We start from the raw sequence: 23,950 nt of genomic DNA, 5'->3' as shown, positions 1-23,950 counted from the left end.
TCCTTTTCATACTATAAGATATTTTGACCTACTGCTTTTTCTACGTTCTTTTGAATTTCTTCCAGCCCAATCCCTAATGATCCTTGATGGTTGGGAATCAATACGATAGCAGGTATCATTTGTTCCTTGTAACGTTCGATCGTTTCTGGGCTCAATGCTGCACATTGCTCTGTGACATAAATCACGCCATATTCATTCTTTGCCATTTCTTCAATTGCCTGGCGAACGGTCTGCTTGGTTGTACCGTAACGAACATCGAAGCCAAACAATTTGAATGGCAAAACAGAATCTTTGTCGCCAACTACACCGATCTTATGCGTCATAGACTTGTCTCACCCGCTTTCTGATTGTTTCTGGTTCGAAATGGCTTCTTTTGCCGATAACCAGTAAACGAAGGTTTTTGCTTTCTACCTCTTTTGCGTTCAAAAAGGCTAGTAGTGGCAGTGGTCCGAAAGCCTGGGTTTGTGCTTCTTGATACAATGAACTTAGATAATCATCTTTCAACTGTTCAAGCTTTACGAGATCAAGATTTCCCTCACGGATGACAGGACGCAGAAACTCAGCATAATCTGTCTCTAATAGAAAGTTCGTGTAAGCTTCCATGTCTTTATCTACAAAGTTCAAAAATACTTCTTTTTCGATACTTCCCGAACTGGAAAGCACCGTCGTCATGAACCCATATGTTCTTTTCTGCAATATTCCTCGAGCCATCGTTGTGATATTGGTCAAGTCAATAAAAGTAATGACTTCTGTCAGTAATTCTTGATATCCTAGCTTATCGGCAAGCCGTCGCTGTTCAGTCATAAACTGCCGATCATAGATCACATCGATTCCCTGAAGAATGGTAGACTCTTCAAAATAATCGCGGACTTCTCGTATACTATCCATAATACTTTCAGGGAGTTCATTTGAAACTTGCGTATGAATGGCATCCTTCAAGGTTTCTAATGAATAAAACCCATCGTCGATATACAAATGGTCCAGATTTTGATTTGTCATCTCAGCCTTTGTTAAAGCTTTCAGATTATGGAAAGTATAACGCATCGTATAGATCCAAACGATTTCAGGCTCCGGTGCTGATTCCTTTAACCAGCGAAATAGACGGCTCTGCTCCTTTAAAAGATTCTGTTCAAAGTCATATTCATATCCGTCATAGATATATGGACTGTAAATCGTGGATTTCAATATCTCACCAAGTGCTTCGACAGAATTGGTTTGAATCATCCGTTCAAATGTCTCATTGGACAAAAGTTCAAGCTCTCTTCCGCGAATCAAGGGATTTAGTTCGTGGTATTCCATACACTGATCCCTCCTTATTCGAATAATTGATTGGCAATCTCAAAACTCATCGTTCCTTGGATATCTTGTACAAGGCTGCTGAAAAGAAAATTATACTGAACTCCTTGATCGTTTATCAGAAACCCAGCTTGACCAGCAACAGATTCATCGCTTAAAACCATCGTAAATGGAAGTTCATTGTTCCATTCATCCAACAATGTCTGAGAAAGATAAGCTGCTGTTTTTTCTCCAGCAATGAATGTTACTTTGCCTGTCAAAGGTAATGAATACAATGAATTTTTGATAAACTGGATTTGTTCAGATTCATCCCAATTCTCCATTTCAGCTATTGCATCTGCAAACAATCGACGTAAAAATTCCTGCTTCGCGTTCAAATTTTCTTGTCGCACTTCTACTTGTTGGCGATTCCTAAGCTGACGGTATTTTTTTTCAAGTAATTCGATTTGTTTTTCTTTTTGTTTTTGATGTTCTGTTTCGATTTGCGTACGTTTTTGTTCAAAGTTTTGATCGATCTTCATTCGCTCTTCTTGCTCTAACGCCGCTCTTTCTTGCTCTGCTGCTTCATTCATCTGAGAGATGATTTTTTCAATGGCGTTCATCTGGTTTTCCTCCTTTATGCTTAGGCATTCAATACTAATAGGAAGGAAATAACGAAACCTAAAATCGCATATGTTTCAACCATCGCAGCAAAAATGATTCCTTTTGTAGCATGTTCAGGTTTTTTCGCTAAAATTTGGATACCTGCTGCTGCAACTTTCCCTTGGGCGATACCTGAAAACAAGCCTGTAAAAGCAATCGGCAGAGAAGCGCCTAAAAAGTTCAAACCTTGTACAACTGACATATCATTTCCTAAGTTGATAAAAATCAAAAAGGCGATAACGAATCCATACAACCCTTGCGTACCCGGAAGCAATTGCAGAATCAGAGCCTGTCCGAATTTTTCGGGTTGACTTGTTGTTAACGCTGCTGCTGCCTCACCTGTCATTCCAACACCTTTAGCTGAACCGATCCCTGAAAAAATCGTCGCTGTTGCCATCGCTAATACTGCAAATACCATTCCACCATTTTGACTAATTAAGTAATCCATCATTGTATAAAAATCCTCCAATTATTTATTGTTTTTTTTCTTATGATTGATGTTGACGTATTTTTCCGCCGTTTTCAGCGGGTCAAAGGCACGTCCGCCTCCTGTATAAAATTTTCCAAAAAATTCGACATACTGCAATCGTGCGCCATGGACATAGGCACTCAACAGTGTCAAAAACATATTCAGTGCGTGTAAAGCGATGATCAAAAGGATCCCTATACTGAATCGAGCGGCTGGCGGCATGAAAGCAACTAGCATATTGAATGCCGCGCCAATACTTCCGCCTGAAATACCTAGTGCCATCAAACGTGTATAACTGACTAAATCACCGATATAACCAGTCAATCCGTAAAGATTATACGCTCCTTTAGCAGCACCCTTGACTTTAGACGGCGATTGGATAATCGGCACGATTAAGATACATAAAGCAGCAATGATTGATAGCCCCGCGCCAAGATAAACAAATGCTGTATTTTTTATCAACATGGCACCAATCAATGCAATAACGATTCCAATTAGGATTCCTTGCCAGGCAAATCCATCACTGACAGCACTCAAGTAATCTTTTCTCCTGATATTTTCCTTTGCTGCCACAAATAATCCAACCAAGATCTGTATTAGACCGAAAATCACGGATAAAATCAAAATCGTATTGACGTCATCCGTCGTAGATAGGATTGGGAAAGGCAAGCGAATGCCAAACAGTTCTTTTGGTAATGCCTGTCCGAAAAATGAACTGTAGATCAATCCCCAGATGATCGATGGTACCGAGAGAATCTCAAAGAATTTTACGAAACGTTTCATCCCACGTGGTAAAACAAGTAGTTTTTGAGCTAGTATTGTCCCAATGAGCATCAGCAATCCGTAACCAACATCTGCGACCATCATCCCGAAGAAGACAAGATAAAATGGTGTCATCCAAGGTGTTGGATCTACTTCTTCATATTTTGGCAGACTGTACATTTCAGTCAGCAATTCAAAAGGTTCGATAAGCGGATGATTTTTCAATTTAGTAGGGACTTCCTGCTGAATCTCTTCTGAGTTTGGTGTTTCGAAACTAACATATATATCTTCTTCTGATACAGTTTCGTTTAACAGATGCATCAAATTCTGTTTTTCTTCTGCATCTACCCAACCTTGCAAAACGATCAGATAAGTGGCATGGATAAACCGTTCTTTTACTTTTTCCCGTTCTGCAACGGCAAGTGTGACTTCTTCTACCCATTCAAATTCTTGGATATAGCCGCTGCACTGACCTAACGCTGTTGTTATCTTCTTTTGGTGCTCGTGAACAATGGATAATTGCTGTTTGGTTTCTTGCAGTTTTTCTTTAGGATTTTGTTCATAAGGATACGTTTCTTTATTGAACCCGTATTTCCCAGCAATTTCTTCTATAGCAGCAGCTGATTTGTTTAAAGCAACATACGAAAGATAAACTTGTTTTGGCGTATAATCTATTTCTTCCATATAAACGTCATCAAGTTTACTCAGTTCTTCCTTGAAACTTTCAAAATTTGCTGCACTCACAGTCCCCATCTCAAAAAGGGTCGTCTTACTTGCATACATACTTGGAGCAATATCCAGCTGTTGCCAATGAAGAAGCCATTCTTCCTCTTCTTCTAAACGATCGCGTTTTTCAGTTAGCTGTTCCCACTTTTCTTTTAAATCAAGGACTTCTTCTAATTTATTCATGAAATTTTCTTCGGAATAATTTGCTTCCAAGTCTTGTAAGGAAAGTTCTTGACGTTTCAAATGGAGTTTCTTTTGACGGCTATCGCCGTGGTGTTGTATGAATTGGATAGCTTCTTGGATGTCTTTCAGTCGATTGCCTAAAGCGCTTAATTTTGCTTCTTTATCAATAATCGTGGTATCTGGAAAATATTTTTCTACCCACTGGTTATTTGTTCTATTTTGATACAGATCCCGGATTTCAACATTTTGGATTCCTTGTACTGCTTGTAAAATCCTCTCCTGATTTCTTTTATCTGAAATGAGGGTCACTTTTTCCATCTTAGTGACGGCCATAAGTTTCTTTCACCCTTTCAATGATTGCACCGATTGCTTGACTCTGATGCTTTTGATATTGGTCTTTCAAAGTAGCTTGCACCTTGTCTGCTTCTGCTTTCAATTTCATTTTTTCTTTTTCTAATTCTTGCTTTTCGAATTGTTCTTTTTCTTCTACCAACTGTTTCAGCTGTTGCCGATTGTTTATTTGGATTATCTCCAATTCTTGCTCTTTTTCTTCTGCATAGGTCTTCAACTGCTGCCGCAGGGTTCGGGCACGCTTCTCATTTTCTTCTTCTGCTTTTCGGATTTGTTCCAATGCTTCTAACACTTGCTTCACTTCCTTTCGATTTAAAAAAGAGGTACATGCTTTCTTTTTTCATTGAAAGTATGTACCTCTAAAGATAACTTAGTATAGGCAGGCCCCTTCAATAAAATGTCCTTCTCACCCCTTGAAGAACTAGATCCTTGAAGCTTACGCCCAACCTTTTTATTTCTGCTTACTTTTTATTATAACAAATTAAGCAATATTTTCAACTATCGTCATGAATTTCACACGAAAATTCTCTTTACAGATAGTAACACAGCAAGAACAGATAAGTATAGGGGCAAGTCTTACATAGTTTAAATTTTTTTAAATCCTTGTTACAATTAGTCTACTTTAGGGGGAATAAAAAATGAAACCAATCATCGGCATTGCCGGGAATCAACTGATTCGAGCAACAGATATTTTCCAAGGAAATCAAGTAAGCTACACACCGCAGGGATTTGTGGATGCAGTTTTAGATGCTCAAGGATTGCCTCTTATTCTGCCAGTCATGTCTCCAGATTCAGCGCCTCAACTAATTGAGAAAATCGACAAACTTATTCTTGCAGGCGGTCAGGATGTTAGTCCGCAACTTTACATGGAAGATCCTCATCCAAAACTGACGGAAACAAATATTCAACGAGACCAATTCGAACAGGCATTGATTTTGGAAGCATTGAAACAAAGAAAACCGATTTTTGCAGTCTGCCGAGGACTTCAACTATTGAATGTCGTGTTGGAAGGAACACTTTATCAAGATCTTTCATTATATCCAAAATGGTCCGTAAAACACGAACAACAGCCCACTGCCCCGCAGTTTGCGACTCACGAAGTCAAAATCGTTTCGGACAGTTTATTAAGTGACCTTCTCCCTGATTCATACTTTGTGAATTCCTATCATCATCAGGCAGTCAAAGATCTTTCTCCTTTGTTAAAAGCCATCGCCTTTTCCAACGTTGGTGTCCAATGGCATCCGGAACTTTCTCATCGTGTAGATTCATCTGAACAGCGTTTATTCGATTTCTTTGTGAATGAATTTTAACCGTTTTTCTGAGGAAGTTGTGAAAAAGCTGTCCTGCATCAAGTAATAAGAACAGTCAAACAAAAATAGCTTCTCATATTTTTCGTTTGGCTGGGCTTATTACCGCAGATGCAAGCTTTTGAACACCGTGAATCAGAGGTCGTGAAATCAGCGCCCTGACCTGAGTATTAGAGAAATAAAACGGAAAAATCGCTTCTCATATTTTACCGTTTTTTGAGCTAATACCGAAGGAGACAGTGGCACGCCTTTTGTTGCAGTCGCTTTTTAGTCTATTGAGCAATGTTGGCTAGCATTTTTCTCAATCGTCCTTTCGATAGTCCAACAGCCTTTGGAGCTGAGTAATCTGTTGCTGTAATTCCATTCCTTTTGTCGTATCTCGATTAAGTTTGCGTGGGAGCTGCTGCTCGATCACTTTTTTTACATTCGTTTGATCAGATTTTTTTGCAAATTGTTGTTCAATAGGCAAGAACGGATAATGTGTCACGATTTGGAAACCGTAAGAATTGCATAGTAGTGAGTAGCCAGCAATCCCGGTTGTTTTTTGATAAGCTTTGGATAGACCTCCGTCAATAACAAATGCTTTTCCGTTTGCTTTGATCGGTGACTCCCCTTTTTTTACTTTTACTGGTGTGTGTCCATTGATGATTGCTGAACCTTCTTCTTTTGCATCGAATTCTGCCAAAATTTTTTCACTGAACCACTCTTCATCTCGCAAGTGATAATAGGGATTGCTTTTTTCGACGTGCGTATGAGGCTCTGTGAGAAAATAACGCTCAAAAGTTGCCATTTTACTCTTGCCGAATAAAGGCGAAAATGGCCCGCTCCACGCATACCAAATCAAATCGGTCGCCAAGTCTTCTTTTGCAGTCAAATCTTTTGCGCTTTCAGTTATCTGTTTTTCAAAAAATCCCAGTAATTCTTTTCCGCGATAAGATTGGTCTAATTCAAATGCTAAGAGCTGCCCCTTTTCATCTACAGGTATACAGCCATGAAACAGTACATGCTGATTATTCGTGAGATACATTCCCCCTTTTTCGATCAAAAACGTCATGTGTTTTTGCATTCTTAACGAGTGCTGGAATGAATACATCAAACTATCGATCACTTTTTGTTCCTCTTCCAAGAACTTTTTAGGATCATCTGGCTGGATCGTTTGAAAACAAGTCCCTTTCAACTCATAGAGCTGACCTTCTAAATCGATTGTTGATTCCTCGTAGTTGATTTTTTCCAACAATTTACGATCGTCCATTTTAAATTCAGGTCGTCGATCCAACAACTGATGTTCTGATTTGAATTGGAGGATAGAAAGTGCTTGATGGATCTTTTCTAATTCTTCTTGTTCTCTTTCAGATAGATCTTTCCCGTTTTTAGGTGTAAATACAGGATTCTTCTGGTAAGTTTGATGGGCAAAAGAAAATAATGGACGTAAATTTAATCCATATTCTTTCTCTAATTCAAATAAATAGTTGTAGCGTGCGGCAATCCGTAAAAGCGTCAATAAACATGCCTCAGAGCCGCAATACGCACCAATCCACAAAATATCATGATTCCCCCACTGGATATCTACAGAGGAAAAATCCATGATTCGATCCATCACTTTGGCTGCTTGAGTTCCCCGATCAAAAATATCACCCACGATATGCAAATGATCGATGACAGATTTTTGGATCGTCTGTGCAAGTTTTGTTAAAAATTTTTCTTCTTCCTTCATCAAGACAAGCTGTTCAATGATTTTTTTTACATAGTCTTTTTTCCCGTTGATACGATCATCGATATACAAGAGTTCCTCAATGATATAGCTATATTCTTTCGGCAATCCTTTTCGAACTTTTGATCGAGTGTATTTGACTGTCGTAAACCGTAAAAGATCGATCAAACGATGGATCAGCTGGGATTTATCTTGTTTTTTGTACCACTCAGTCGTCAATGCATATTCTGGATAAGCCGTAAAAATAGTGAATTGGCTAATCTCTGTTTCCGTCATTTGTTCAGAGAAAAGGTCTTTGATCTTTTCTTTAAGATTTCCTGAACCGATACGCAGAATATGATCAAAAGCAGGAAATTCGCCATGTATATCGCTCAAAAATAACTCTGTTCCTTTTGGAAGCTGTAAAATTGCTTCGAGATTGATGATTTCCGTGATGACATCTTCCGTTGTGGGGAATTTCTCTGAAAGTAAATCTAAATAGCGGTCCATTAAAACGCCTCCAAAAATTGGTATACTCAATATTATAAAGTTGTTATACACTATTTTCAATGGATATATATCAAATATAATAAAAAAATAGAAATAGGTCTATACAAAAAAGGAGCTGAGAACAATAAATGTCCAGCTTCCTTCTATATTTTTTTATATTTTATGCTTTTTTTCGTTCATTTCTCATAATTGAAATCGATTGTTTCAATGAACTCCATAATCCGCCTTCGCTATACACGAGTACATTCGATTTGTACATGTTTGCAGACAAAATCATCAATAAGAATGTCACGGCTACAAGTACCAACAAGGAAATCAATGCTCCACCCATACCGACTGTCTCATTTGCCAAGCGAACCGGCATAATATAGGAAGATAAAAATGGAATATACGAAGTGATTCGAATAACGATATTATTTGGATCTGACGCACCTAATATCAACCCAAGCATGTATCCGCCTAAAGATAAATAAGTCACTGGCAAGATTGCTTTTGCTGTATCTTCTGCTTTGTTGACCAAAGAGCCACATAAAGCTGCCAAAACAGAAAAAATCAAAATGCCAAAGATCATAAATAGAAGAGAATACCACAAGAATGGTCCAATCAAATTATCTAATGAGATACCATCCAATATATTCTTGACCATTTCCATATCTTTGAATTGATTGTATCCTACCCCAAAAATAATGCCGTATAATGCCATTTGCGTTAATGCAACAAGCAAAACACCAGTTAGTTTCCCGTAAAAATGCTTTTGTGCAGTTGTACTGGACAGGATCACTTCCATGATCCGCGTGCCTTTTTCAGAAGCAATCTCTTGTGCAATGATTTGTGCATAAGTCAGAATGATAATGAACAAGACAATCGTCGCCACATAGCTGACAACATATTGGACTGTCGAATTATCTTCTCCTACCGACATTTTTCCTTTTGAATCAAAGTTGACTTTTTGTCGAGTCAAACTTGCCTGTTGGCTCAAACTTGCTACTTCTTCTGGAGAAATACCTAATTCGCTTGCTCGAAGCATCGATTGCAAGCCTGTCAATTGTTGTTGTATCAGCAGTTGTGTACTTTGTCCCAATGAATTTTCGCTATAAAGCGTCCCATTTACTTTATCTTTATCAGTTGAGACTACTAAATAAGCATCAATTTTTTCTTCCGAAAGGTCTTTTTGTGCGTTTTCTTCAGAATCCACTGCTTTGAACTCAAAATCATCTGTTTTGACTTGGCTCATTTGCTGACTGATTTGCTCATTATCAGCCAATACGCCGATTTTATTGACATCACTATTTTGCTGGGCAAAGTTTCCTGCTACATAAATAATACCTAGCATGATGAAAGGAACTAATATCATAATCAAGAAAGAAATCGACTTGACATTTTTTAAATAGACATCTTTGGTAATAATCCAAAACTTACGCATCGATTTCACCTGCTTTCAATTTGAAAATCTCTTCCAAAGTTGGCGGCTGCTGGTTGAACATAGGGATATAGCCGAATTGAGTCGCACGAGTAAAGATTTCTTTCCCTGCTTCAGGATCTTCTAATGTGATCTCTAACGTATTATCCTCACGAAGGATCACTTTTTTCACGCCTTCGATTTCTTCTACTTCCTGTTGGCTTAACCCAGATTCCAAGAATAACTTCGTACGGCCAAATGATTCACGGATCTCATGGACTTTTCCATTCAAAACCATTTTTCCGTTTCGCAGCATGATCAAATGATCGCAGATTTTTTCTACATTATCCATATTATGGCTAGAAAAAATGACACACGAACCGTGTTTTTTCAATTCCAATATTCCATCTTTCAGTAATTCCGCGTTTACCGGATCTAACCCGCTAAATGGTTCATCCAAAATGATCAATTTAGGTTCATGGATCAATGTGGCGATGAGCTGGACTTTTTGCTGATTCCCTTTAGACAAAGATTTTACTTTATCCGTCTTTTTCCCTTTTACCTGAAATTTTTCCATCCAAAAATCGATTTTTGGTTCAATTTCTTTTCTTGATTTCCCTCTAAGTTCTGCAAAATAAAGCAGTTGGTCTTGAATCGTTACTTTTGGATAAAGTCCTCGTTCTTCTGGAAGATAGCCGATGATATCATAATCTTTCTCCCCAAGATGATGACCATTCCATAACACTTCTCCCTGGTCTTGTGTCAAAAAATCCAAGATCAAACGAAAAGTCGTTGTCTTACCAGCACCGTTTTGACCAATCAGCCCCATGATTTTTCCGTCTGGGATTTGGAAAGAGACATGATCGACAGCTGTGTAGTTCCCAAAAGTTTTAACAAGATCCTTGACTTCTAACATTTCTTCACTCCTTCTTCCATAAATCCATATATCCTAAGGCACCAGATGTAAGCGATTTATTATTTACCAACAAAACGTATACTCTCTTGTTGTTGTAAATAAAATGATAGGACACTTTACTTTCTTTGTAAAGTGCCCTTTTCTCATTCTTGATGTAATTTATCGAATACGTTTTGTGCGACATTTTTCGGTAGTCCGATTTCTTGTAATTCTTCTATCGTAGCTGCTGTGATATTTTTCAATGATTTGAACTCTTTAAGCAACATTTTTTTTCGTTTCGGTCCTAGCCCTTCGATTTCGTCTAATCGGGAAGCAAAACTGTTTTTACTACGCAGCTGCCGATGGAAAGTGATCGCGAATCGATGGACTTCATCTTGGACCCGCTGGAGCAAGAAAAACTCAGGTGAATTTCGCTCAAGTGGTACTACAGCCAAATCTGTACCGAATAGCAACTCATTTGTTTTATGTTTATCGTTTTTTGCCATACCAGCAATAGGAATATCGATTCCTAATTGATTTTCTAAGACATCTTTTGCTACATCGACTTGTCCTTTTCCTCCATCGATCAAGATTAAATCAGGTAAAGGCAACCCTTCACGAATTACTCGTGAATATCTGCGATAGATGACTTCTCTCATCGATGCATAATCATCCGGTCCGTTGACTGTTTTTATTTTATATTTCCGATATTCTTTTCTTGCTGGTTTTCCATCAATGAATACGACCATCGCAGCCACAGGATTCGTCCCCATGATATTGGAGTTATCAAAAGATTCGATGCGTATTGGGGTCGGGATATTCATTGCGTTTCCTAAACGTTCTACTGCTCCGATTGTCCGTTCCTGCTTTCTAGCAATCAGATCAAATCGTTCATTCAAAGCAACTGAGGCATTCTTATTCGCCAATTCCACTAATTTTTTCTTTTCGCCTCGTTTCGGTTGTAGAACTTTCGTATCTAACAAAGCTTCTACACTTGGCTTGTCGATCGTATCAGGAATCAAGACTTCTTTAGGAATGAAATGTTCATTTTCCTGATAAAACTGGCCAATATAAGTCAAAAAATCTTCTTCTGCTTCGTTATAGAAAGGAAACATTGAAACATCTCGTTCAATTAACTTTCCTTGTCTTACAAAAAACACTTGGACACACATCCAGCCTTTATCAATCGCATAACCAAATACATCTCGATCCAGTAAATCAGTATTTGTCATTTTTTGGCGAGTCATGATTGTTTCGATAGCACGGATCTGGTCTCGGTATTCTGCAGCTTTTTCAAATTCCATGTTTTCAGCAGCTTTTTCCATTTTCTGATGGATCTCTGACTCGATTTTTTCGTGTCCTCCGTTTAAAAAGTTTTTCACTTCATCAACGATTTTCGTATAGACTTTCGGATCTACGTCGAAATAATAAGGACACAGACATTGCCCCAAATGATAGTAAAGACAAGGCTCCTTCGTCTGACTAGGTTTGCATTTTCTCAGAGGAAATAATCGGTCGAGGATCTTCTTTGTCTCATTCGCCGCACCGACATCTGGATATGGTCCAAAATACAGTGCTTTGTCTTTTAGTACTTTGCGAGTAATCACCAAACGGGGATATTTTTCATTCGTTATCTTAAGGAAAGGATAGGTTTTATCATCCTTTAACATAATATTGTATTTAGGATCATTTTTCTTTATCAGATTGATTTCTAAGAGCAAGGCTTCTATATTCGATTCTGTAACGATGTATTCAAAGTCTTCAATTTCACTAACAAGCCGTTCCGTTTTCGTATTATGGCTGCCAGTAAAATATGAGCGGACGCGATTTTTCAATATTTTGGCTTTTCCGACATAAATGATCGTTCCATTTTTATCTTTCATCAAGTAACAGCCGGGCTGATCAGGAAGTAAAGCTAGTTTGTTTTTGATTCGTTCGTTCATCTGGTACTCCCCTTCATATTCAATTAAAGTTATTATAGCATGACTGTCAAAAAAACAATCCAGCCTGACAACGTAATTATACTCAAAAAAGGTTAATTTGAATAACCTTAACTCAACCGCAAAAAAACCGAGGACGGAACTGAATTCAGTCCCATCCTCAGCTTATTTTTGCTTTAAGCTTTTATAAATATTGATCGATCATTTGACGTAGTTGTTCTTTTGAATGAACACCAACAGCTTTTTCTACTACTTGACCATCTTTTTTCAACATTAATGTTGGAATACTCATGATTCCGAATTGTTGAGGAGTTTCTGGATTTTCATCCACATCCATTTTAGCAATTCTGAATTCTTCTTCATCATATTCTTGTTCCAATTGATCCAAAATCGGTGCTTGCATACGACATGGACCACACCAAGTTGCCCAAAAATCAATTAATACAAGTCCTTTGTCTGTTTCTTCGTTAAATGTCTTATCTGTAATTACTTGTGACATATCAAAGACCTCCATTTTTAAAATCTATGATCAGTATAGCATTTCTATCCTTGGATAGCGAACCATCTGCTTACCTTTAGTAAGTTTTACTTAAATTTAACAATTGTTGCACCATTTCCGCCTTGATTTGCCGGTGCAAACTCAAAGCTTTTGACGCTCCGATGTTTTTTAAGATAATCAGTAATTCCCTTGCGAAGTGCGCCTGTCCCCTTTCCGTGGACAATAGTCACTTGAGGATAACCTGCTAGGATGGCAGAATCCAAATACTGATCTACTTCACTTAGCGCTTCCTCATATCGTTTTCCTCGAAGGTCCAATTGATTCGGCACATGACTGCTAGATTCAGAGCGTACAGCATGGACAACTCGTTGTGTCGGCTCTTTTTGAGGAGCAACAGGCGTCAGTTCGTCTTCGGACACATTCATTTTTAGTATACCGATTTCTACTTGCCACTGATTCCCGTTTTTACGTAAAAGCGTCCCTCTTTGGCCGTAAGTCGTAACCAACACTTCGTCTCCCGGTTTTAATGTTTTTTGTTCTTTCGCCTTCTTCAATACTTTATTTTTCTTCAATGTTTCTTCTTGATGTAGATTTGCTAATTGGGTCTTTGCATCGATCAACTGATGCTCTTTCACATTTCCTTGCCCGATCTGCTGTTGCATTTTACGAATATCAGCAATGATTTTTTCTGCTTTTTCTTCCGCCTCTGACACGACTTCATTTGCTTTTTTCTTTGCTTTCTCTATTTCTTTTTCACGTTCTTCAAAGAAATAGCTGTAAGCTTCTTTCAAATCATGATGAAGTTCTTGTGCCTCAGAAACAAAATGACGCATTTCCAGATATTCGGTCTCTGCCATTTTCCGGCGATTCTCTAAATCTGTGATCATTTCATTTAAATCTTGGCTCTCATCATTCATCAACTGCTTTGCTTCATTAATAACATCTGTATCAAGACCTAATCGGCTGGAGATTTCAAACGCATTGCTCCGACCAGGCACACCGATCAGTAAACGATACGTTGGACTTAGTGTATCCACATCGAACTCCATACTAGCATTAATCGTATTTGCCCGATTGTATCCATAAACTTTCAATTCAGGATAGTGTGTTGTTGCCATCACATAAGCAGACTTTTTACCAAGATCATCTAAGATCGCGATGGCTAGAGCAGCACCTTCTTGCGGATCTGTTCCTGCACCAAGCTCGTCAAATAGTACCAGACTTTTTTCATTGACTTTTGATAAAATATCTACAGTGTTCGTCATATGAGAAGAAAAGGTCGATAGACTTTGCTCAATCGACTGTTCGTCTCCTATATCCGCAAATACTTCTTCAAAAATACCGATTTGGCTTTCTTCTCCTGCAGGAATCGGCAACCCTGCTTGCCCCATCAGCTGTAACAGACCTAAAGTCTTCAACGTGATCGTTTTCCCACCTGTATTAGGTCCTGTAATGACGATGGCTTGATAGTCTTTTCCAATTGCGATGTCATTAGGAACTACTTTTTCCTGATCGATCAGCGGATGTCTTGCTTGTTTCAAGACGACATGATTGTCTTCACTGATTCCCGGCACGATGGCTTTTAGTTCTTTACCAAATCGTGCTTTTGCATTCATCAGATCCATTTTACCAATCACATAAGCATTGTGGATGATTTCTTGACGATGTGGAACAAGTTCTGCAGAAAGTTCACTTAAAATACGTTGAATCTCATTTCGTTCAGCGATTTGATATTGACGCAAACGATTATTCAAATCCACCACTTGTTTTGGTTCAATAAATAAAGTCTGTCCTGAAGCACTTTGATCGTGGACTACACCGCCAAATACACCGCGGTATTCTTGTTTGACTGGGATAACGTAGCGGTCATTTCGCATGGTGATGATTGCATCGCTCAAATATTTTGCGTTCTTCCCGCGGACGATTCCGTCTAACTGTTCACGAACAGCTTGTTCACTGCGACGAATGTTCTGTCTTATGATTTTTAGCTCAGGAGAAGCATCGTCGGTCACGCGTCCGTCTTCATCGATTGCTTCCTTTAAACGGCGACTTAAAACAGGAATCGTGACTAGCTGATCTGCCCACATATACAAACGCGCAAATTCAATTTCACTGTCAGAAAGATCATCAATGAACCGATGCAATTCACTTGTCGTAGATAACACTCTGGAAACTTGTGCAAGCTCCACTCCATTCAAATCTGCCCCGATTTCGATCCGTTTCATATGAGGGCGGATATTTTCAAGTTTTGGTATAGGAATCCCGCCTCGCAGACGTTGTACTTTCAACCCATCCTCAGTTTCTTGAAGCCATTCTGTGATCGTTTGTTTCTCGCTCACTGGTACCAATTCTGCCAGTTCTTCTTTTCCTTGTGCAGTCACTACAAATTGTTTGACCATCTGTTTGACTTTTTCAAATTCCAATGTTTCAAGGATTCGGTTATTCATTTTATCACCTTATCTTTCACTATGAAAAAAGGGCTGTGCCGGACATACGTTGCGCAGCCTTCTTAAATAAACTACTGTGTACAAAAAACAAAACATTCTTGTAAAAGTTTTTCTAAAAAAATATTTTCTAGCCCTATTTTCCTTAATTCAAAATATTCGTTACCCAAAGCTCATACATCTTGTTGGTAAGAAAGGGCGTTCTCTCAACGATAAAACGAGCGAAACTATGCTCGCCGAATTGATTTTGGACCACATCTAATGGAACAAAGGCAAGTAACTGCAAAATCAAAAATATAGTAACGTAAGCCATGATTAGTGACAGGATACCTCCTGCAATCCAGTCTACCTGTCTCAAGATCGGCACATATGTCAATCCATGGACAAAGACCCCCACAAATCGGGTGATCAGCCAGCCAATCAGCAAAATGATCAGAAAAGCCGTTCCTGCATAAAAAGCTTCATCTAGGTGAAAGGCAAATACTTGATCAAAAAATGCTAACTTTGATGTCGGGGTGACAGCTGGGTATGGAATGTATAATTCCAAATGACTTGCTAATGGTTTGTAAAAATGCTGGGCAGCAATAAATGACAACACATATCCGATTGCGAATATGACTTGTAAAGCAAACCCGCGACGTGCTCCAGAAAAAAACGCAATTAGCAATAAAAATAAAATCAGCAAACTCAGCATGCTACGTTCCTTTCTCTTCTAACTTTTTTAAATTTTTCTTATTTTGATAAAAGGATCTTAATTAGAAGATTTTTGTTTGATTTGTCCTTTTCGTTTTTCATTTAAAATCTGTTGTGCTTCCACATGATTTTTAATAGTATAATCTGCTTGACCATTTTCTTTCAGTACTTCTCGAGCTTCATTCTCGATTGCTTCCATGCGTTTTACGCGATTTTCAAGCTCTGTAAATTTGATCATTTTTTTCTTTAATTCTGCTGTTTCTTCTTCTAGCTCCAAGATTCTTTCTTGTTTCTTCAATTGATCCGAAAGCGCATTGACAGCCATCAAGATCGCTGCTTGTTCATTATCCATTTGTGGTGATAATTGTTTCAATTCTGCTAACTGCTCATTGATCAGCTTCGTTACGATATCCATATGATGCTTGGTTTCCCGTCCGATAATAGTATATGTTTGGTTGGCAATCACTGCTTTGTAGCGTGTTTTTTCGTGCGCCATACGAATCATTTCCTCCTATTTGATGAAAGTTTTATTTAGTGTACCATGAAGTTGGTTCTTTCACCGTTCTCCACAAATATTTTTCACATACTTAACTATTATATGATAAACTTTAAAAAAATGCTATGTCTCGCAACCTCTTAGAAAACGAAAAGTCAGGAGTTGCGGTATAGATTTATGTATAAAAACGAGGAGAATTTTATGAGCAACGTCATTATCAAAGCAACGAACGACCAACTTAGTCAAATGAAAGCATACTATCGCTCTTATTTGTTAAATAAACAGATTCCTTATACTATCTTTGCTGCAAAAAAAGACGGGACGACCATCACTGCTTACACATCAGGAAAAGTGATGTTCCAAGGGGCAAACGCAGAAACGGAAGCTCAGCGCTGGGGACAGGCACAGGATAAACAGGCCAAACCAGCAAGAACGGTCTCTTCTTTGCCAAAAAATATCAGTCAATTATCCGTTTTAGGTAGCGATGAAGTCGGAAATGGCAGCTATTTCGGCCCACTAACAGTATGTGCTGCTTATGTGAAACGTGATCAGCTTGCAGAATTACGTAAACTTGGTGTTCGAGATTCAAAAGAGTTAAAAGATAGCCAAATCATCCAACTTGCTGATATCTTAAAAGAAACTATCCCTTACAAACTACTTGTCTTGCCCCCAGAAAAATACAATGAGATCCAGCCAAAATACAATGCTGTTCGGATGAAAGTCGCTTTGCATAATCAATCAATCCATTTGCTGCTAAAAAAAATCGCACCAGAAAAACCAGAAGCGATTTTGATCGATCAGTTTACGCCAGAAGCAAATTTTAAAAAATATGCGCGTTTAGAAAAAAATCACTTGCAAGAAAAACTGTACTTCGTTACTAAAGGAGAACAATATCATTTAGCTGTTGCTGCTGCTTCTATCATCAGTCGTGCCAGCTTTTTAGAAGAGTTAGACAAAGCATCAGCTGAAGCTGGAATCACCCTTCCCCCAGGAGCTGGAACGAAATCTGATCAAGTAGCGGCAAAACTATTGGAAAAAGGCGGCATGCCTATGCTTGAAAAATATGCCAAACTTCACTTTGCCAATACAGAAAAAGCGTTGAAGCTACTAAAAAAATAAAAAAAACTGTGACATAAATCGTGTCACAGTCCCTTATTCCGAATAAACGGTGTTCAATTAGCTGACCCTCGATATTAGCTCAACAAACGGCAAAATATGAGGAGCTATTTTTCCGTTTGTTGAGCTAATACTCAGATCAGAACGCTGATTTCACAACCTCTTCCTTAAACGGTGTTCCAGAAGTAGCTTCTTCGAAAAATAAGCCGAAATTTCACAAAAATTTGAGAAGCAATTTTCGTAAATTCCTTCTTATTTCTTGAAGCTGACCACTTCTGTCACAACCTCTTTCCTTATTTATTGCTGAAAATAGGTGGTCAATGCTTGTGTCAAACTTGCAGCGATTTGCTGCTGATAACTGTCTGTTACTAATTCCTCTAAATCACCATCATTATTCATGTAACCCATCTCGATTAAAATAGAAGGTTGAAGATTTTCTCGAAGAACTTGATAGTTCCCAGTGGAGATTCCTCTTGAATCCAGAGGCAGATCAGTGAAGGAATCAGCGATTGTTTGAGCTAATGTTTCCTCTTGTCCATAGTAATAATATGTCGTGATCCCAGTTGCTTCATTCGCATATTCCGTAGAGTCTGCATGTAAGCTGATAAAGACATCTGCCTTTTTTTCTTCACTGTAGTCGCATATATCTCCAAGCTGTACTAATTCATCTGTAGTGTGGGTCAAATAAACCGTTGCTCCAGCATCCTCTAGCGCCTTTTTTACTTTTATGGCTGTACTTAATGTTATATCCTTTTCTTCTGTTTGTTCATCATTGCTTAATGCCCCAGTATCATTTCCGCCATGCCCAGGATCTAATACAATCACTGCATCAGATAACTCTTTCGGTTTTGTTTGTATATTCTTTGTGACTTTGGTCCCATCTTCGAGGGCTAAATATCCAGTATAGCCATCATTTGTCTTGATCTGATAAGCATTTTTTGTTTCGGAAAGAAACTCCGTCAGTTCTCCGCCGTTTATAGTTGCTAATGGGGTCGTTAGCGAGTCATCTGTATATAGTGTACGGTCATTTTTTCCAATTTTGACTAATGTCTCTTGTTTTGTGTCATCAGATGATTCCTTTGTCTTTGTAACCGTACTGTTCGTACTGCTGACTGTTTGCCCAACTATCTTTTTTTGACCAAAAACATCTATTTGAAAACAGATAATAATGATAATGATTGCACATACAAAAGCTCCAATTATTTTTTTCATGCTTGACTCTCACCTCGTAGATCCAGACTAAGGGTCAAAACTTAAAATCAGCTTAAGTACGCAAAAAAGGAGCTGCGACAAACGTTTTGTCACAGCCCCGTGTTTTCAAATAAACAGCAAATTTAACCAATCAGTTCCCATGCGCCCCACTCATTAGAACCTGGTTCTTCCCCTTGATTCCACCACTTTGCCTGATAAACTTTCCCTTTATAAGTGACGATGTCTCCCTTGACATAAGCTTTTTCTGGGTTCCATTCTTCGTATCCTGGAGCAGGGTCTTCGCTTTTCGTTGTGATCGTTATCGGCAAGCTTTTCTCAGATACATTTCCAGAAGCGTCAAATGCACTGACTGTATAAGTGTACGGTGTATTTGTCTCCAAACCTGTATCTGTATATCGAGTATGAGCTGTTTGTGCTACACGCTGACCATCACGATAGATGTAATAACCTGCCACCTGATTATTGTCTGTTGATTCTTCCCAACTAAAAGTAACTCGTGTTCCTTGAATATCTGAAACAGCTAGATTTTCGGGTACAGATGGGGGTTGCGTATCGGATGGATCCGGTATCAGTTCTTTTCCATAGATGACTTGCCGATTGATTTCCGCTCCTTCATCTCCGATTCTTTGGACTAACGCAATATGGCCAATTCGATCGACTGTTGGATTCTCATCACTTGATCTTAATCTAAATTCATAAGAAGCATCTGGCTCGATATGCTTACAGTCATATACAGAAGCTAAATCAATCACGACATATCCATTTTCTATCGTTACTGTTCCAGCTTTGTAATCTCCCGCACTTAGACTTTCAGCTGAATGGATTGGAATATATAGTTTAGGGAATTTGATTGTTTCTTGGGCTAATTCCACTGCACTCAATACACTAGAAGTTTCGTTAAGCTGCTCGTTGTTCTTGATAGTGATGTTATAACCATTCGCACCATATTCACTATAAGTAGAAATATCCACATCAATCGCTAACGGGGAGGAAACTATTTCTTGTTCTGACAGTTTTTCGTCACCGAATAATCCTTGTTTGATTGCATTAGTCAGCTCGTCTCTCTTACTACTGTTGGTTTCCTTATCTTGTGATTGCATCCAGGAGATTACTCCACCTAATTCATTTTCTTTTACATATTCTGCTTTGTAGCTGACAGATTTGACATTGTCATAAGTAAAGAATTCTCCTGTTGTTTTACTGTACATATAAGGTGCTTTCGCTACATCATCCCAATATTCTTTTAAGTCTGCTGTTTGATCAATCAAATCAGCGATATTCCGATAAGGCCAGACGCCGCCAGCTCTACCACCATTTCCTGAAACGAGATCGTTTTTGTTTTTGGCACCGTAAGAAGGTGTTTGATCGGCATCTTGGTTGCTTGCTTTTGCTGATTGGAACAAACCAGGTAGCTCTTTGTTATCCCCGCTTTCTACCTCATGCCAGCCGCGTGTATAAAAAGCTGCACCAATCACGATTTTGTCGGAAGGAGCTCCTTCTTTTTGTAAAAATTTGACTGTCTGATCGACAGAAAGACCTTCTTCATAATTAGGATCAGCTGGATTGCCATATAGTGCCGTATGGTGAGCACTGTTGGGACTCCATGCCCCCATTCAAATCATAGGTCATGATATTGGCAAAATCGACCACAGAGAATAATTTAGGAATGTCAACCCCATCATTTAATTTTTCTCTGGAAGAAGGAAGCGCTACAGATAATTCATATGTTTTCCCTAACTTTTCTCCTTGTTGATCAATTGACTCGCGAATCTCTTTTAAAAGCGTGATGTAATTCTCTTTGTCTTCCGGTTTGGCATGTGGTGTTCCTTCATCGTTTACATTATCTACTAGATCTGGCTGACGGACATCAGCTGGATATTCCCAATCGACATCGACAAAATCCATATTGGTATACTTAATAAATTTCGTGATATTTTCTACTAGATTTTTACGTTTTACTGGATCAGCTGCCACTTCTGAAAAGTCTCCTGATTTTGACCATCCGCCTAAAGATACGCCTATTTTTAGATTTTTATTTTTGCCGCGTAAATCTTGGATTGCATTCAAAATCCCAGAACTTGGTGTGTTCCATCCTACGCCAGGTTGTTCTAAAGATGCACCTACAGCAGCATCTGCATCTGTAAATGTCAGATTCCCCTCGCTATCAAAATCTAAAAAGGCAAAGTTCAAATGTGTTAGCTGATCCGCTGGAATATCTTGAGGAAGAAATTTCCCTTCACCATCCCAGATGGACCAATCTCCATAATACATGACATTCCGGTATTCTTTTGCTGGAACAACTTGAGCTGTTTCTTCGGCATAGACAGAGTCTTTTTGTCCTAATAACGGAGATGTGACAGACATCACCGAAGAAAATAACATTACGGCTAAACTGATTTTTTTCATTTTTGACATATTTTGAAACCTCCTTTTGTCTATTCGTTATGATTCATCCACCAAATAAATAGTTTCTTTCATTCTACAAATAATTAATTATTTGTGTTATTAAATAAAAACACCTCCTAGATCACCGACAGAACAAACGCACCAGAAACATTGACTTTATAATTACAACTAAATAGCAACATTCTGTAATTCTGTTTGCAAACGTTTCCTTTTATATTGTTTACGTTATTTATAAGTAAACAAAAACTACTTTTTGGTTAAATCCCTTTTGATAACGATTCAATTAGAATGAAATAATAAATAAAATATCCCATGATAATTATGAGAGAATAACAAAATTTTATGCATGAAAAACTAGCCGTATAAAAAAGAAACAAGATACAACGATTTTCGTCATATCTTGTTTCTTTACCTAACTGTTTTTCTCCACATATAACAGCTTTACGTTTGTCCTAATACACCATTCAAATATAAATCGATCAATTGTGCCACATTTAGCGGTTCTTCTACAGGTCTTTTTGATCGAGTGATGTACGGTGCCAACACTAAGAAAAAATGCCTTGCTGCGATTTCTTTGGTAATCCCGTTTCTTAACACGGATTGGTTTGTTGAAAAAATTTCTTCAAATGGTTCACGATAATTTTTCTTCCATAGAAAGAAAAGATGATCTCTCGTTTCATTGGAAAGATTGCTTTCAAGGTCGTGAAGCATCAGAAATAAATCAACAAGATGCGTCTCAATCAAAAATTGAGCCATTTTTGTCAACGTCACTTGAAATCTCGTTTCGCTTGTTTGGACGATTTCTCTCAACGCTTTCCCAACATCTTCTAAGTGCTTTTCTAATACTGCTGTATATAACTTTTCTTTATCACTAAAATAGTGATAAAGATTGGGCTGGGTGATCCCAACTTTTTGTGCGATCTCTCTTGTTGAAGTACCAAGATAGCCCTTGGACATGAACAAGTCAGCCGCTTCTTTTAAAATTTTTTGTTGCGTGTCTTTATTGTATCGATGGACCATTTTTCCACCTACTTTTTGGTTATTCTTTTTCTTTCAATACACCATCTTCCATCATAAATATTCTATCGCATTTGTCAATCAACCGTGTGTCGTGCGTCACCATGATCGTTGCTTTATTTTTTTCTTTTGATTCTTTTGCCAAAATATCGACTACTTCTCTTGCCTTTTCTGAATCCAAACTGGCAGTTGGTTCATCTGCTAGAATAATAGACGGATCATTGTACAATGCACGAGCAATTGCCACCCTTTGTCTTTCACCACCAGATAGTTCTTCTGGATACTTGTTGATCAGCTTATCCACGCCAAGCTGCTCAAATAATTCTTTTGCTTCTTTTTGCCGATGTTCATGTTTGATTTTATCTACTAATAACAACTGCTTTTTTACTGTCAGAAAAGGAACCAGATTTGATGCTTGCAAAATAAAACCAATTTCCTTGAAACGGAGTTTAACGCGTTCGCTTTCTTTTTGATTACTGAATTCCTGATCATTGATAAATACAGAGCCGCTGCTAGGTGTCTGCAATCCGCCTGCTAAAGTCAAAAAGGTACTTTTTCCTGATCCCGAAGGACCGATGATCGCAACAAATTCCCCTTTATCGATACTCATTGTTGTTTCTTTCAATGCTTTTACTACTTGGTCGCCATCTTGGAAACTTTTTTCTACTTCTTTAAATTCTATTGCTTTCATGTTCTTCCTCCTTCTTATCCAATGGCCTTCAGCGGATCGATTTTCACGATCGTCCGAACAGAAAATAGTGCGCCTAACACAGCCACTACCAACATCAACAAGCTAATGACGCCAAAAAATAGCCAATTGCTTTGGAATGGAACCGCATCAGGTAGAACAAGAGATGTTCCCACTGTTCCCACTAGACCAAGAAGAATACCAACAAAGGATAAAATGAATGTTTGTGCCACTACAGAGCGTGCAATAAATCCTCCCGTGATTCCTTGGGCTTTCATTACACCAAAGATATTAATTTTTTGCATCGTCAGTACATAAATAAAAATCCCGATCACGATAGCCGCAATAACAATCAAAAAGCCAATCATAAACCCAAAAGTCAATACTTGTGCATTGTATCCAGGTAATTCATTGATGAATTTAGAAATTTTGATCTGTTCCAAGTCTTCAGGTAAATCGTTGATTTTTCCTCTGACAACTATTGCATTGATCCGTGCATTCTCACTTGTGTCTTCTTTTTCGAAACGGATTTGTTGGTAAGCATTGATGGTCGTATAAAGAACCGGTGAAACATTAAACTTGGCATGATCCGTAAAACCAGTTAGTTTAAACGTCTTATCACTACCAGATAACTTGACCGTATCTCCTACGGTTAGACCATATTCTTCCTTCAGGCTACTATCGCCTATTGCCTCATCATCGTTATTAAAAGCTTTTCCTTCAACAAGATTCGGCATGATGAACTGATCTTTATCGATACCAAAGAAGCTAACATTGATTTTTCCTTCATCTGTACTGTCTTTACTAGTCACGACTCCTGGAGTTTGGGCAAGATAGGCCACTTTTCCACCTTCGACTTCTTCTGCGGTCTTCTTAGTAATCATGGACATCCCTAGATTTGAATTTGCATCTTTCGAAAGAACGATCGAATCTGCCTCCCACTTGTCAACCGCCGTTCGATTGTCTTGAGCTAAGCCATAAGCTAACCCGGTCAAAAAAAATACCAAGTAGGCGATTAAAAACATCACCCCTGCAACTAATGCGTAACGTAACTTTGAATGCATAATTTCATTTAATGCTAAAAACATTTAATTCCTCCTCTTGAAATAATTATTTTATACAATAATTTTATCACTTGATAAATTTTTGGCGAATATTATGCTCAAAATACATTTTCGCTTTTTTATTATCTCTTCTTATGATGTCTAA

20 protein-coding genes, 1 pseudogene and 1 other annotated feature are annotated in these 23,950 nt (G+C 38.3%); of the genes and pseudogenes, 2 read left to right on the top strand and 19 right to left on the bottom strand.

The features are described from left to right. Positions 1-11: 11 nt before the first annotated feature. Genes AC1F25_RS01310 through AC1F25_RS01285 form a run of 6 tightly spaced genes read right to left on the bottom strand, consistent with a single transcriptional unit; the run spans position 12 to position 4,730 of the window. Positions 12-323: a V-type ATP synthase subunit F gene (locus AC1F25_RS01310; protein WP_002292844.1), complete on the bottom strand. Its 312-nt coding sequence runs from the start codon at positions 321-323 to the stop codon at positions 12-14. After that, complete coding sequence (locus AC1F25_RS01305; RefSeq protein WP_002308529.1) at positions 313-1,299, bottom strand: V-type ATPase subunit; 987 nt, start codon at positions 1,297-1,299, stop codon at positions 313-315. The genes AC1F25_RS01310 and AC1F25_RS01305 overlap by 11 nt, the downstream gene beginning before the upstream one ends. A gap of 14 nt (positions 1,300-1,313) precedes the next feature. Beyond that, complete coding sequence (locus tag AC1F25_RS01300; RefSeq protein ID WP_065763682.1) at positions 1,314-1,898, bottom strand: V-type ATP synthase subunit E; 585 nt, start codon at positions 1,896-1,898, stop codon at positions 1,314-1,316. A 20-nt stretch (positions 1,899-1,918) separates the two neighbouring features. Then, the gene (locus tag AC1F25_RS01295; protein ID WP_002292848.1) at positions 1,919-2,389 is read right to left on the bottom strand and encodes a V-type ATP synthase subunit K; all 471 of its coding nucleotides are present in this window, start codon (positions 2,387-2,389) and stop codon (positions 1,919-1,921) included. Between the two features lie 18 nt (positions 2,390-2,407). Continuing rightward, a complete protein-coding gene (locus AC1F25_RS01290) occupies positions 2,408-4,411 on the bottom strand; it encodes a V-type ATP synthase subunit I (protein ID WP_081185571.1) in 2,004 nt (667 codons plus the stop codon). Next, complete coding sequence (locus AC1F25_RS01285) at positions 4,398-4,730, bottom strand: hypothetical protein (protein ID WP_002312205.1); 333 nt, start codon at positions 4,728-4,730, stop codon at positions 4,398-4,400. The genes AC1F25_RS01290 and AC1F25_RS01285 overlap by 14 nt, the downstream gene beginning before the upstream one ends. Before the next feature lie 99 nt (positions 4,731-4,829). Continuing rightward, positions 4,830-4,877 (bottom strand) — a sequence feature (sodium ion sensor (DUF1646 type); this cis-regulatory element may regulate processes involved in with the transportation of sodium ions). Positions 4,878-5,067: 190 nt separating this feature from the next. Between AC1F25_RS01285 and AC1F25_RS01280 the strand changes: the two genes are divergently transcribed. Continuing rightward, complete coding sequence (locus AC1F25_RS01280; protein ID WP_479994182.1) at positions 5,068-5,739, top strand: gamma-glutamyl-gamma-aminobutyrate hydrolase family protein; 672 nt, start codon at positions 5,068-5,070, stop codon at positions 5,737-5,739. 298 nt (positions 5,740-6,037) lie between these two features. Here AC1F25_RS01280 and AC1F25_RS01275 read toward each other — a convergent pair whose 3' ends face one another. The 8 genes from AC1F25_RS01275 to zapA all read right to left on the bottom strand — a co-directional run bounded on the left by AC1F25_RS01275 (position 6,038) and on the right by zapA (position 16,302). After that, positions 6,038-7,936 carry a fructose-bisphosphatase class III gene (locus AC1F25_RS01275; protein ID WP_002316434.1) on the bottom strand — a complete coding sequence of 633 codons (1,899 nt, stop codon included), beginning with the start codon at positions 7,934-7,936 and terminating at the stop codon, positions 6,038-6,040. Positions 7,937-8,096: 160 nt separating this feature from the next. Further along, entirely contained in the window at positions 8,097-9,359 is a 1,263-nt protein-coding gene (locus AC1F25_RS01270; protein ID WP_002308517.1) for an ABC transporter permease, read from the bottom strand. Continuing rightward, complete coding sequence (locus AC1F25_RS01265) at positions 9,352-10,251, bottom strand: ABC transporter ATP-binding protein (RefSeq protein ID WP_002314648.1); 900 nt, start codon at positions 10,249-10,251, stop codon at positions 9,352-9,354. Before AC1F25_RS01265 ends, AC1F25_RS01270 begins: the two co-directional genes overlap by 8 nt. A 143-nt stretch (positions 10,252-10,394) precedes the next feature. After that, entirely contained in the window at positions 10,395-12,173 is a 1,779-nt protein-coding gene (uvrC, locus tag AC1F25_RS01260) for an excinuclease ABC subunit UvrC (protein WP_010732103.1), read from the bottom strand. Positions 12,174-12,354: 181 nt separating this feature from the next. Then, positions 12,355-12,669, bottom strand: a complete 315-nt coding sequence (gene trxA / locus AC1F25_RS01255) for a thioredoxin (RefSeq protein ID WP_002290803.1) — start codon at positions 12,667-12,669, stop codon at positions 12,355-12,357. Positions 12,670-12,755: 86 nt separating this feature from the next. After that, complete coding sequence (locus AC1F25_RS01250) at positions 12,756-15,116, bottom strand: endonuclease MutS2 (RefSeq protein WP_086307036.1); 2,361 nt, start codon at positions 15,114-15,116, stop codon at positions 12,756-12,758. Positions 15,117-15,258: 142 nt separating this feature from the next. Next, positions 15,259-15,807, bottom strand: a complete 549-nt coding sequence (locus AC1F25_RS01245; RefSeq protein WP_002333754.1) for a CvpA family protein — start codon at positions 15,805-15,807, stop codon at positions 15,259-15,261. 57 nt (positions 15,808-15,864) lie between these two features. Beyond that, positions 15,865-16,302: a cell division protein ZapA gene (zapA, locus tag AC1F25_RS01240; RefSeq protein WP_002290800.1), complete on the bottom strand. Its 438-nt coding sequence runs from the start codon at positions 16,300-16,302 to the stop codon at positions 15,865-15,867. A gap of 201 nt (positions 16,303-16,503) precedes the next feature. Here zapA and rnhC point away from each other — a divergent pair, with 201 nt between their 5' ends. Further along, entirely contained in the window at positions 16,504-17,421 is a 918-nt protein-coding gene (gene rnhC / locus AC1F25_RS01235) for a ribonuclease HIII (protein WP_087064027.1), read from the top strand. 294 nt (positions 17,422-17,715) lie between these two features. Here rnhC and AC1F25_RS01230 read toward each other — a convergent pair whose 3' ends face one another. From AC1F25_RS01230 to AC1F25_RS01210, 5 genes and pseudogenes are all read right to left on the bottom strand, one after another. Then, entirely contained in the window at positions 17,716-18,630 is a 915-nt protein-coding gene (locus tag AC1F25_RS01230) for an N-acetylmuramoyl-L-alanine amidase family protein (RefSeq protein WP_002290913.1), read from the bottom strand. 122 nt (positions 18,631-18,752) lie between these two features. Next, positions 18,753-21,045 (bottom strand): annotated as a pseudogene (locus tag AC1F25_RS01225) (glycosyl hydrolase family 18 protein). A 432-nt stretch (positions 21,046-21,477) separates the two neighbouring features. Further along, complete coding sequence (locus AC1F25_RS01220; RefSeq protein ID WP_002290909.1) at positions 21,478-22,056, bottom strand: TetR/AcrR family transcriptional regulator; 579 nt, start codon at positions 22,054-22,056, stop codon at positions 21,478-21,480. 19 nt (positions 22,057-22,075) lie between these two features. Then, positions 22,076-22,744 (bottom strand): ABC transporter ATP-binding protein, encoded by a 669-nt coding sequence (locus AC1F25_RS01215; protein ID WP_002290906.1) that lies wholly within the window; start codon positions 22,742-22,744, stop codon positions 22,076-22,078. 14 nt (positions 22,745-22,758) lie between these two features. After that, on the bottom strand, positions 22,759-23,829 hold the full coding sequence (locus AC1F25_RS01210) for an ABC transporter permease (protein WP_123830501.1): 1,071 nt from the start codon (positions 23,827-23,829) through the stop codon (positions 22,759-22,761). Positions 23,830-23,950 lie beyond the last annotated feature (121 nt).

The organism is Enterococcus sp. M-BR2 (assembly GCF_056612775.1).
The sequence above is the reverse complement of the archived record's forward strand: the minus strand, read 5'-3'. Positions and strand labels throughout refer to the sequence as shown.